This window comes from Bacteroides ihuae, from assembly GCF_900104585.1.
Lineage (GTDB): Bacteria > Bacteroidota > Bacteroidia > Bacteroidales > Bacteroidaceae > Bacteroides > Bacteroides ihuae.
In genome coordinates this window covers 537,494-550,080 of record NZ_FNVX01000005.1, presented here as the reverse complement: position 1 = coordinate 550,080, position 12,587 = coordinate 537,494, and the positions used below count along the sequence as shown (strand labels likewise).

Genomic DNA, 12,587 nt, shown 5'->3' with positions numbered 1-12,587 from the left:
TGTCAACTTCGTTTAAAATGTAAGATTAACACCAATAGTCAATTTTCTTAGAGTAGGATAACTTCCATAACTATTCATCGGATCCATAAAATTATCAGGATACGGATTATAAAAGCTCAACAGATTTTGACCCGTAACATTGAAACGGCAACTCTGAATACCTAGTAACTTAATATACCTGGAAGGTATTGCATAAGCTAAAGTCAGACGATTCAACTGAACACGAGTGCCACTCACTCTCCAAAAAGTAGATGCAACACTATTAACACTAGAATATCTCAAATTAGGTAAGTTAGCATCGCGATTAGCAGCCATCACTAAATTACCAGAGCCATCGTAAATATCATTATACACAAACATATTGTCTGGATCCCAAAAAGAAGGCATATTTGTGTATTCCAAACCAATCTTACTATTATTATTATCAGTATCAGTACTACTACTACTACTACTACTACTACCTGGTTTTAAGGCTGCCGACGGAATCATACTGTAACCTCCCCAACTAGCACTAATCTGCGCTGTTAAAGAAATACCTTTCCACTCTGCACTCAAATTAGTAGTAAATGCATAAGGATTAGAACGGTTAGACAACTGAACCTGATCATTGTCTTTATCAACAATACCATCTGGCCCTGCATATGATCCATTTGCCTGTTGAGCGCCGCGTACATCTTTATACATCAACATACCGGGACGCACTTGGTCCTTTGTTCGCCCCATGTAAGAGGTAATATTGTTCTTGGTAAAATACTCTTCAATATCCTGAAAACTACGGAACATACCAACACATTGCATACCCCATGTCCCAACATCTGAACGATGTCCTTTAGTAATCTGGCGATAAAGATATTGAGTATCCCAGTCCATATTAAGTACCTTATTATCTGTATAGCCAGTGTTAATGCCTATCTTGTATTTAAAGTCCTTTCCAATCTTATCTCTCCATGTCGCAGAAAATTCAACGCCATAGTTATCCATCTCGCCCACGTTAAGTGCCGCCGATTGAGTTCCAACTATACCGGGAATAGACTGCGAAATATTCATCAACATTTCACGGTTCATTGTATAATATCCATCAACATTAAAGGATAAACGATTATTTAATGTATTCAAATCAATACCAAAATTTGCTTTATATGATTTATCCCAATGTACATCACGATTTACAGCTGAATTGGTTTTATTGATGGTGATACGATTTTCAGTACCATTACCAGTATTCGTCCCAAACATTGGACCTTTGTTGGCATCTTGAGCATACACCTGCATCCATTGCCATGCATATGTATTGTCACGACCCGTCAAACCAAATGAAGCACGTACCTTTAAATAATCCACCCAGCTTACTTTCTTCATCCAGCTTTCTTGTGAAATAATCCAGCCGATAGAAGCGGAAGGAAACATTCCCCAATAGTTTTCTGGAGCAAATTTGGTTGATGAATCGGAACGAAGCAAGGCTTCAAACAAATATTTATCAGCATAAGCATAATTTAAACGTCCGATATAAGACATAGTCCCTGATTCGGAACGAGTAAATGTAGTAGATTCTGTATTAGCCTCTGCAGAATTAGACTGACCGGTAGTAAATGTATAAGGATCAGATACATAACCGTATAAGTACTCACTTTCTGCTTCTGATTTCTCAATTGAAAATAATCCGCCTATATGATGTTGACCGAAATCACGAGCATAAGAAGCGGTGAAATTCATCTGATAATTGTCCGTACGACTCGTGTTACGAGACAGATAAGAGGGAGAGCCATTAGAGATCGTAGAACTACTAAAATTATCTTCAGAGATGATGCTATCATAGTCTTGACCTGATACCGGAGTATATAAGTGAGAGCCACTTCCTGAACGGTCAGCCAAATGATAGATGTTATATTCAGAACCATATTGATTGTTCTTATCTGAGTTAATACTCTTTGAATACGAAAACCTCATTTTCAAACCTTTCAATAGATTATTCCAACCAAAATCATATTCCAGACTACCATTGACACTCATGTTTGAAGTCATATTACGACTATAGTCTCCTGAATTTTGAAGAACTGAATATGAATAATTCTGATTCCCATCGACTTCTTTATTACTTACTCCATAAGCAGTAATCGGTTTTCCATTTATTTCTTCCGGAATATAATAGGGGCGAGTAAGTAATAGATTATAATCTTTTTCATCGCTGGTACCACCCACCTTTACATTTGGTGTGTTCTTCTTTCCATAATCACCGGAAACAGTTAAGTTGGCTCTCAACCATTTACTAACCTTCACATCTACACCTGAACGAAAATTCCAACGATTATAGTCTAATCTACCCAAGTTACCATCCTGGGTAAAATAAGAAATATCCGCAAAATAACTAGCTTTCTCCGTAGCTCCACTGATGTTGACACTGTGTTTCATGGTGAAAGCGGTTTTCCAATATTTATCGAGCAAATCATAATTAAGTCCCTTCATTGCTTCCAACTCATCTGTTTGAAACAAATCAGTAGTATGGTTTGAAGTAAGGGTCGGATCGGCAAGAGCTACTGCATTATACAATCTCCCATAGTTATATGCACTTAACATTTTGGTACGTGAAACTTCGTCAGCAATACCCAAAGTTGCATTATAAGAAACTTGAGGTGCGCCCAACTGCCCTTTTTTTGTTGTTACAAGAATAACACCATTTGCAGCACGGGCTCCGTATACAGCAGCAGCAGCATCCTTCAAAACGGAAATGCTCTCGATGACCGAAGGATCTAGGTTATTAAAAGCAGCAGCTCCTAAATTTTCCGATGAATTACCAACTTTCATATCATTGGGATAAATATATCCATCAATTACATACAAAGGTTCTTGAGAATCACTATTCACATCTCCTAAAGACTTAGTGTCACGAATATAAATACGGGCATTTTCACCCGGGCGAGATTGACCACCACTAACACTCAAACCATTAACCATACCACTCAACGAAGAGGCCAAACCACCACCTGAAAGATCCTGGATATCATTCATCGACACAGTAGAAATTGCTCCAGTTAAATGAGCCTTTTTTTGAGTTCCATAACCAACGACAATAACTTCATCAAGCAATTGTGCATCTTCTTTGAGTATAATAGTTGCCTTTTTAAAATCGGAGATTTTTTGTGGAACATATCCTACAAAAGTGACTTCAACTATTTTTCCTTCAGGCACTGACAACGAAAATTTACCATCAAAATCAGTAATCACTCCTATAGTCGTACCTACTACTTTTACAGCAGCACCTATTATTGGCTGTTCCGCTTCATCGAGAACAACCCCTTTATAGGTTTGGGTCTTCTGGGCATGGGCAGACAGAGTCAGAACAAAAACCAGAAAAATGCCCAAACACATTTTGATTATACTATTATTATATTTCATTATTATAGCATTAAAATTTGTAGTTCATATAATTATTCTCCATACCAGCGAGGGTCTCCACTCTTATAATCATTAGCTACTGTAGCAGCAGGCTTGAAATTCACACCACCTTCAGATCGGCTCAAATCAAACGCAAGGTCTATAGGGCCTGAGAATTCCGGATCTTCAAGAATAGCATAAGGATTCCCACTAGAATCATTTTTACCCGTATCACTGGAATCAACTGATTTCAGGACGCCAAAAATTGTATTACCCTTTGTATATCTTTTGCCCTGAGAAGATAATAGCTTATTCAAGCGATATGTATCGTAGAAAATATTATGATGAACATTAAACACTAGCGTATTAGTGTTTGCAAGGTTATTTGCAAAATCCTTGCCGTTCATTGTTTTACTGAATGTGTTATTGAATATATCAAAAACAGAAGAATTACCCGAGTCTCCAAAAATCTTCTTTGGCTGAGCATTACTTGAGTTACCATAACGAATAAAATAAGCAGAACTATTATCACTTAAGTTATAAAAAGTGCTGTTTTTTATTGTCAGATTCTTAATCAAGCCATTACTTGATCCTTGTAGATTAATTACAGGATTAGATCCAGAGTTATCAAGTTGAACAATACATTCAGTAATTCGAAAATCGCGTAAGCTCCAGTTTTTCCCATTTCCATAAAGGAAACTGTTCTTCACGTTTTTAAAATTGCATTCCTGAAAGATAACAGGATTTTCAATCACAAAACCATCTTGATTTGCACCATCGTTTTTATAACCCAATGCAAAAGTAGATATAGTCTCAGAAGGATTAGCACTTAATGTTAGTACTCCCGTCTGAAGCATCTCTGTACAGTCAAAATTAATAAACTTAACTTTTAGCCCGCCTTGAGTCATCAATCCTCCATCGGGGCCAACAACAACAGTTGCTCTATTAGTTTTATCACCACGGAATGTAACTGTATTCAAATCAAAGTCAACAAGACTATTTAACGTATAAGTTTTACCTCCAATAAGTTCAAAACCTTGTTCTTTATCACTCGGCTGGATATTTGCCATAATATATTCAGCAATATCCTCTCCTTCTGGAATCGTTATAGCAGGAACCAACGTAGAATAAGCAAATACAGTTGCAGACGCAGCCTCTTTATTATTCAATTTCACATTGCCCAATGCTTTAACACTGACCTCATACTTTGTATCTGCCCGTTTATGAAAGATGGCAGAGCATCCGTCTACAAGACTATCCTTAACGAGTACAATAGGATTAGAAGGATCATCCACTATATTTAGATTAAATAAATAGCCACCAGCACCATAGACTATAGGCCAAGTAACTTTCACACTCTCCGATCCATCGTCATTAGCTAATGTTGCAAAACAAGTATCATCAATTTTCGGTGATTCCAATTGAGCATTACTTACGCCTCCCGAAAATCTTTCGTTATCATTAATGCCATCGGCACAAGAAATAACAAAGAGAAACATCGATAGGCAACAAAGACTACCAAGATTCTTAAATTTACTCTTCATAATTCATAGATTAAATTTTAAATTGAAACAAATTATATTTATAACGTTAAATTCTATCTTTCTTTTGAAAAATACTTTTCAAATAAGATATATTACCTCCATAATTAGCTTTCACATCATGAACATTGTTCGCATCTCGCGAACGCTCCACGACTAACCAACCACTCCATCCCATATCGTCAAGAGTTCGCTTAACCTTATTCATGTCCAATCTCTTATTATCGGCTAACAAAGTACCGTCAGTATCTGTACAATGAATCTGGCATATATTATCTTTGCCTAGAATTCTAAGTTCATCACACAGATTACGACCGGCTTCCAGTGAGTTTTGAAATTTATAATAGATCTTTATTCCTTTTGAATTAATGTCTTTCAGCAACGCAACTTCACCCTTCGCATCAAGCGAGGTTTCAACCCCAATTATTCGGCCCTCTTTTAAAGCCATATCGCCAACTATTTTTAAACGATAAACCAATTCTTGGCGTATCTCAGGATACTTATTCAAATCACATTGCACACCTAAAGGTAAAAATGCAACTTTAACATCCATCACTTTCATTGTATTGAGGCAATCTTTAACCAAATCCTTGTAATTAGGACGAGCGACAAAGGATTGCCCATAAAAACCTGACATAGCAACTGAAGAGACACTTACATTGTATTCTTTAGACTTTTCTCTAAACAACTTTTGAAAAGATGGTTGACGCAACTTGTTATCAAAAGAATCTCTCTTACCAAGTCCTCCCATATCCATCTCTACACCATCACCTTTTAGCTCATTGACTAGTTCAAATGAACCTATCTTTTGACGCTTCATTATCATCCAATCGCACACTGCTATTTTATATCGTTGCCCATCCTTCTCGTTCTTGAGCGTATTTGCTTCTACTTCCAAAGAAAACGTAGAAGAGAGGTAAAGCATTAATAATAAAGTGCATTTAGAAAGCATAATAGCCAAATTCGTTTATTGTTTTTTTAGAGCCTTATACATAAAGACGATGCATGATTAATTATGTAATCACTAAAGGTGAAAAACTTATAAAAAAAAGAATAAATGGTTATGCCGCATAATTTAGCTACATTTGCACGCTCTTATAACATTGCCATAATTTCCGCAATTGGGCCGCAAAAGTAATACATTATTAGGATAACTTTATATGAACATCGGAGTTAAAAAGCTAACACAAGGTCCCATTCGTAGTCAATTATTTAATCTGGCAATGCCAATTATGGCTACAGCATTCATCCAAATGGCATATAGCCTAACGGATATGGCATGGGTAGGAAGATTAGGGAGTGAATCTGTTGCAGCTATAGGATCAGTAGCAATATTGATGTGGATGTCGGTATCTATATCCCTACTCAATAAGGTTGGTTCTGAAGTCAGTGTAGCCCAGTCTATTGGCGCCGAGAATATGGAAGATGCAAGATGTTTCGCTTCACATAACATTTCAATCGCGCTCATTATTTCCATTATTTGGGGAGGAATACTTTTTTTCTTAGCAAGACCAATCATTAATATATATGCTCTAGAAGAGCATATTACAGAAAATGCTATTTCTTATCTCCGAATTGTTTCAACAAGCTTGCCTTTTGTTTTTATATCAGCCGCATTTATCGGAATATACAATGCAGCAGGGAGAAGCAAAGTTCCATTTTTTATTAGCGGAACCGGACTGATTCTTAATATCCTTCTAGACCCACTTTTTATTTTCGGTTTTGATTTAGGCACAAATGGAGCGGCTTATGCTACTTGGATTTCACAGGCCATTGTATTTGTTTTATTCGTATATCAGTTGCGCAAGAGAGATGTTCTCCTTGGAGGGTTTCCTTTTTTCACCAAACTACGCAAAAAATACGCTTATCGCATTCTAAAGTTAGGTGCACCGGTAGCCGGATTTAACGTTTTATTTGCATTTGTCAATATGTTCCTTTGTCGGACGGCATCCGAAGTGGGCGGACATATAGGATTAATGACACTCACCACAGGTGGGCAAATTGAAGCAATCACATGGAATACATCACAAGGATTCTCTACCGCTTTAGGGGCATTCATTGCACAAAATTATGCCGCAGGATATACCACGCGAGTAATCAAAGCTTGGCATACAACTCTATGGATGACTTTCATTTTTGGTACTCTCTGCACGCTTTTATTCGTTTTCTTTGGTAGTGAGATCTTTTCGATATTCGTTCCCGAACAAAAGGCATACCTCTCAGGAGGAGAATATCTAAGAATATCAGGCTATTCTCAACTCTTCATGATGTTAGAAATTACCACTCAAGGAGTATTCTATGGCATTGGGCGCACAGTACCTCCTGCTGTAATAAGCATTATATTCAATTATATAAGAATACCATTGGCTATTCTTTTTGCCCAAATGGGTATGGGAATTGAAGGTATATGGTGGGCAATTAGTTCTACGAGTATCGCTAAAGGAATCGTTTTAGCCCTTTGGTTTGCAATCATAAAAAAGAAAGCTCTAAAACTTGATTTCAAAAAAAGTATATAATTCTTTGTGTGCCAAGCAATTACAATCTAACATTTTCTATTTAGACAAAATTAATATTTGCAATATACAAACTATTCGTATCTTTGTATTGTTTAATAAAAGAAATCATTAAAAATAAACCGTAGACAACTGATTATGAAAAAGATCAAATTTTTAGCATTATTTTTAAGTGCTTCCTTAATATTTGGAAGTTGTAGTACTACAAGTAACACTGTAAAGGGAGGCGCTATTGGCGCAGGTTCAGGCGCGGCATTAGGAGCGATAATCGGTGGGATAGCAGGTAAAGGAAAAGGTGCCTTGATTGGTGCAGCTATAGGTACCGCTGTTGGTGGAACAGCTGGTGCAGTAATCGGCCGTAAAATGGACAAGAATGCTGCTGCTGCTGCTGCAATCGATGGTGCAAATGTAGAGAAAATTACTGATTCCAATGGACTAGCTGCTGTGAAAGTTACTTTCGAATCAGGTATCCTTTTTGGTTTCAACTCCTCTACCTTGAGCGCTACATCTAAAAAATCATTGAGCGAATTTGCCGGAATTTTAAGAGCTGACCCAACATTAGATATTGCAATCATTGGCCATACCGATAAAGTTGGTACCTATGAAGCTAATCAAACTGTTTCGACCAAACGTGCACAAGCAGTCGGTAATTACCTTCAACTAGCCGGTGTATCTAGTTCTCAATTCAAATCTGTAGAAGGTGTAGGATACGCTCAATATAACGAAGCTGTTAGTGCTGAGCAAAACCGTCGTGTAGAAATCTACATGTATGCCAGCCAGCAAATGATTAAAAACGCTGAAGCAGGAAAGTAACCTATTTAGAGAAGCTTTACTCTTTCACTACTTAGCTGAATACAAAACAAAGATTTCACAGATTACTTCGACCACAAAAAAACTGGACTTTGTAATTTGTGAAATCTGTTTTTTTGTCAATCACATCCAAAAGCAAAACCGCTACTATGATCGTAAAAAAAATACTCCGCAGTATCCGTAATTTAATTATCTTTTTCTTTCTTTCTACCATCTTTGCAGTAGTGGCCTACCGCTATATACCTGTTTATGCCACCCCCTTGATGCCTATCAGATGTATACAACAACTTTTTGATGGCACTAAACCTATATGGAAACATGAATGGATATCGTTCGAAGAGATGTCCCCCTACATGCCAATGGCTGTAATTGCTTCTGAAGATAATCGCTTCCCAACACACAATGGCTTTGACATGGTTGAAATAAAAAAAGCAATAAAAGAAAATGAAAAAAGGAAGAAGAAGCGTGGAGCTAGTACGATCAGTCAACAAACTGCAAAAAACGTATTCCTTTGGCCACAATCGTCATGGCTCAGAAAAGGGTTTGAAGTGTATTTTACGGCTCTGATTGAACTAGCATGGTCTAAAGAGCGCATAATGGAAGTGTATTTAAATTCTATTGAAATGGGAAAAGGCCTTTATGGAGTTGAAGCAACAGCCCAATATAAATTCGGCACGCAAGCCTCTAAACTAAATAAAGGGCAATGTGCATTAATAGCTGCAACATTGCCCAATCCTATACGTTTTGATTCTTCTCGACCCTCGCCATATATTAAACGAAGACAACAACAAATACTACGTTTGATGCGAATGCTTCCCCCTTTCCCTGAGAAAGAAAAGGGGAAACAATAATTTATGCTATATCTCTACCTCTCTCAATATAAGCCAACACATCGCCCTTATTCACTAGTTCACCTTGCTTAGCACAGACTTCGACAACCCGTCCTGCAAAATGAGCCATCACCTTATCGTAAGTGCCCCAAGGCGTTGCTATATAGCATACAGTGTCATCTGGAGTATACTTCCGTCCTACTTCGGGAGGCATTGAAGGTGAGGTTACGTCAATTTCCCAAATAATACGTCCTTTTTCTAAGGCCGTAATAGGTTCAGCTTTAGCACGTTTGATTTTCTTCACTTCTTCTTCAGAGAATCCTTGCACAGCAAGCGCAGCATCTTTAGCCCGTTGAAGTTCTTCTTCAAAGCGCTTCTTAGCAACACCCGATTTATAATCACGATACTGACGATCATGCATAGCCAATTCGAATAGTTCCTCATCATCAGGGCCACAATCCCATCCGTTCTCTTTCATCTCAGCTCTATATTCTTCTAATTGATCCGGATAATTTTTTTGAGGATCTTCATCTACAAATTCATACCCTTTAGATTTAGCAAGCTCAATGATTTCAGCATCTAAGGCACCCGGTAGTTTACCGCTCTTACCTAGAATCATACTCCAAGTATGAGTATCTATCATGCTCCAGCGACTTTCGCCTTTAACCAAAGCCATGACATTCATCAATGCCACATTCTTCACATATTGGCTAAAAGGAGTTACCAATGGAGGATATCCTAGTTTAGGCCATACATATTCCACCTCATCAAACAGCATCAACAACAAATCATCCAAGTGCAATTCCGGCTCGTTTTTGCTCCGCAAAATCATGTTTATGCCCGAATGTACACCTTTCAAGTCAGCCATCATAGACCCCATCATTCCACCCGGCAATCCGCATTTTAATAGCAACGAAGACATGTGTTTATTTGTTGGATCAATAAAATAACCCAGAAAGTCGTCAATGAATTCTTGAGTCATGGCACGCGCTTTCATATATGCCTTCATATTGATTTCAGCAACCTGAAAACCTTTATCTTTGAGCATCGCCTGAACAGAAATTACGTCTGGATGTACTTTACCCCAAGATAGCGGTTCCATTGCCACATCAATGATGTCAGCGCCATTCTCGCAGACTTCAAGAATAGAGGCCATAGAGAGACCCGGACCCGAGTGCCCATGATATTGAATAATAGTTTCTGGATGTTTTTCTTTAATTGCCTTAGTTAGCCGCCCCAACATTCCAGGACGTCCGACACCAGCCATATCTTTCAAACAGATTTCAGGTGCACCTGCAGCTATCAGTTGATCAGCAATGCTAACATAGTACTCTACAGTGTGCACAGGAGAGAAAGTAATACAAAGAGTAGCCTGAGGAATCATTCCGCTATCAAGTGCATACTTAATAGATGGAATAATATTCCTTACTTCATTTAATCCACAAAATATGCGCGTAATATCGACTCCTTGTGCATGCTTTACTTTGTACATGAGTTGGCGAACATCAGCAGGAACAGGATACATACGCAGTCCATTTAATCCACGATCGAGCATGTGGGTCTGAATACCTGCATCATTGAAAGGTTTTGTAAACTCACGCACGGCTTTATTAGGGTTTTCACCATACAACAAGTTCACTTGTTCGAAGGCACCGCCATTCGTTTCTACTCGGGCGAAACAGCCCATTTCTACAATTAAGGGAGCAATTTTGACTAGTTGATCTACCCGGGGTTGATACTTACCGGAAGATTGCCACATGTCTCGATAGACGAGGCTGAATTTAATCTCTTTTTTCATTGCTTTAGGTTATATGCTATTGACTTGACTTGGGAAATTTGTGTCCACAAATATAGTCATTCAAATAACATAAAGACAACAATCAAGCTCGTTTTTTACATAAAATATGTATAATATACCATCCTTATAAAAAGGTAGGAGCAAGTAGAACTTTCAAACTGCTTGCTCCTTATGATCTATACTAAATATATATTTCCAAGTCAAAAGTCACACAAATTAATATAACCTACTCATATTAAAAGACTTAGATATGATAAATCATTTATATATCTAGTTGATAAGTATATTTAATTATACAAAATCCTTCAATTCTTCCTGTAATCTCTGTCGGGTAAAAAAGATGCGACTTTTCACAGTACCAAGAGGCAAATCAAGTTTTTCTGCAATCTCACGATACTTGAAGCCTGACACATGCATTGAAAATGGTATTTTGTATTCTTTAGGCAATGCATTCACTATACGATGCATTTCTTTGAGATCGTATGCCCCTTCTGTGCTTTCAAAGCCTGAATTCTGAGGCAAATTAAGATGATACAAATTATCTGTTTGATCCACATAAGTCTGATCACGGACAATCTTACGATAGTTATTTATAAAGATGTTGCGCATGATGGTATACATCCAACCTTTAAAGTTTGTCTCGGGGATATATTTATCTTCATTATCTAAAGCTTTTAATGAAGTTTCCTGCAACAAGTCGTTTGCTTCTTCCCTATTGGAAGTTAATTTATATGCAAAGCGAAATAACTCATCCTGAATACTAATCAGATCTTTTTTAAAACTTAAACTTTTCATACTTTGCTAATTTTATAAGTGAATATAAATTGTGATTCTCTGAATGCAAGTATAAACCTTTTTTCTGAAAAAAGCAAGGGAAATTCCGTTTATATTTAGGGTGAAAACTGATAAATAATAGTTTTCAGGCGCTTTTTGATAACTATCAGGTGTAATAGAACGTCGTTTAAAATTTATTTTAAACAATAGAAGTCTTTCCTTTTTATTTTTCACAATTAGAGAAGGTAAAGAGAGATGCTTAATTCCTCTTTAGAAGTAATCAGAAGAGCCTCAAAAGAAGCAGAATACCCAAAAACGTCAATTATATTATAAAAATAGCCTAGGAAACAAGAAAGATCGTAAAAGCTCGAAAATAGTTAAAAGAAGCCTTTGGTTAATCAAAGCATCGAGTATTAGTGTTAGTGTTACATTAGAGTGTCGAAAAAGAAAAGAACATGAAAAGAAGTATACGCTTATTCGTTTTATTTTTATTATTAGTGACTGGAACACAATGGAGCATAGCACAGAGTAAGGAGGAAAAAAGAGCGAAGAAAGAACAAACTGTAAAAAGGGAGATTGAGTCCAAAGGATACTGTATTGAAGTGAACACAGCCCTTCCACGCAGAGGTCTTAACGTACAATTGACCTCTTCTTACTCTCTTGAGATAAAGAATGATTCCGCATCCTCATGGCTCCCTTACTACGGACGAGCTTACTCTATCCCATACGGCGGAGGTGACGGCCTCACGTTTAAAGCACCTATAGAGAACTACAAACTTACTTATAATAAGAAAGGTACAGCTAAAATAGAATTCACCGCCCGGACCAAAGAAGATGTTTTTAAATTCTACATATCAATTTTTACTTCAGGTTTATCAAGTATAAGTGTGGATATGCAGAATAGAGACTCCATCGACTTTTCTGGAGAACTTAAAATAAAGAAATAAAA

9 protein-coding genes are annotated in these 12,587 nt (G+C 37.3%); 4 read left to right on the top strand and 5 right to left on the bottom strand.

Annotated features, from left to right (window positions below):
- Nucleotides 1–12 precede the first annotated feature (12 nt).
- From BQ5338_RS07865 to BQ5338_RS07855, 3 genes are read right to left on the bottom strand one after another with little or no spacing between them, the layout of a single operon-like run.
- Entirely contained in the window at nt 13–3,393 is a 3,381-nt protein-coding gene (locus BQ5338_RS07865; RefSeq protein ID WP_071146265.1) for a SusC/RagA family TonB-linked outer membrane protein, read from the bottom strand.
- A gap of 32 nt (nt 3,394–3,425) precedes the next feature.
- The gene (locus tag BQ5338_RS07860) at nt 3,426–4,916 is read right to left on the bottom strand and encodes a DUF4992 family lipoprotein (RefSeq protein ID WP_071146264.1); all 1,491 of its coding nucleotides are present in this window, start codon (nt 4,914–4,916) and stop codon (nt 3,426–3,428) included.
- Between the two features lie 46 nt (nt 4,917–4,962).
- Nucleotides 4,963–5,865, bottom strand: coding sequence for a TIM barrel protein (locus BQ5338_RS07855; protein ID WP_235816393.1), 903 nt, complete (start codon nt 5,863–5,865; stop codon nt 4,963–4,965).
- 208 nt (nt 5,866–6,073) lie between these two features.
- On the opposite strand from BQ5338_RS07855, the gene BQ5338_RS07850 reads away from it, so the two are divergent.
- From BQ5338_RS07850 to mtgA, 3 genes are all read left to right on the top strand, one after another.
- A complete protein-coding gene (locus tag BQ5338_RS07850) occupies nt 6,074–7,429 on the top strand; it encodes an MATE family efflux transporter (protein ID WP_071146262.1) in 1,356 nt (451 codons plus the stop codon).
- 135 nt (nt 7,430–7,564) lie between these two features.
- Nucleotides 7,565–8,239 carry an OmpA family protein gene (locus BQ5338_RS07845; RefSeq protein ID WP_071146261.1) on the top strand — a complete coding sequence of 225 codons (675 nt, stop codon included), beginning with the start codon at nt 7,565–7,567 and terminating at the stop codon, nt 8,237–8,239.
- A gap of 146 nt (nt 8,240–8,385) precedes the next feature.
- Nucleotides 8,386–9,087 carry a monofunctional biosynthetic peptidoglycan transglycosylase gene (mtgA, locus tag BQ5338_RS07840; RefSeq protein ID WP_071146260.1) on the top strand — a complete coding sequence of 234 codons (702 nt, stop codon included), beginning with the start codon at nt 8,386–8,388 and terminating at the stop codon, nt 9,085–9,087.
- 1 nt (nt 9,088) lies between these two features.
- Here mtgA and BQ5338_RS07835 read toward each other — a convergent pair whose 3' ends face one another.
- Both BQ5338_RS07835 and BQ5338_RS07830 read right to left on the bottom strand, forming a co-directional pair.
- On the bottom strand, nt 9,089–10,864 hold the full coding sequence (locus tag BQ5338_RS07835; protein WP_071146259.1) for a biotin/lipoyl-binding protein: 1,776 nt from the start codon (nt 10,862–10,864) through the stop codon (nt 9,089–9,091).
- 291 nt (nt 10,865–11,155) lie between these two features.
- Nucleotides 11,156–11,659, bottom strand: coding sequence for an RNA polymerase sigma factor (locus BQ5338_RS07830; RefSeq protein ID WP_071146258.1), 504 nt, complete (start codon nt 11,657–11,659; stop codon nt 11,156–11,158).
- Nucleotides 11,660–12,093: 434 nt separating this feature from the next.
- Here BQ5338_RS07830 and BQ5338_RS07825 point away from each other — a divergent pair, with 434 nt between their 5' ends.
- Nucleotides 12,094–12,585, top strand: a complete 492-nt coding sequence (locus BQ5338_RS07825; protein ID WP_071146257.1) for a DUF4251 domain-containing protein — start codon at nt 12,094–12,096, stop codon at nt 12,583–12,585.
- The last annotated feature ends 2 nt before the right edge of the window (nt 12,586–12,587 follow it).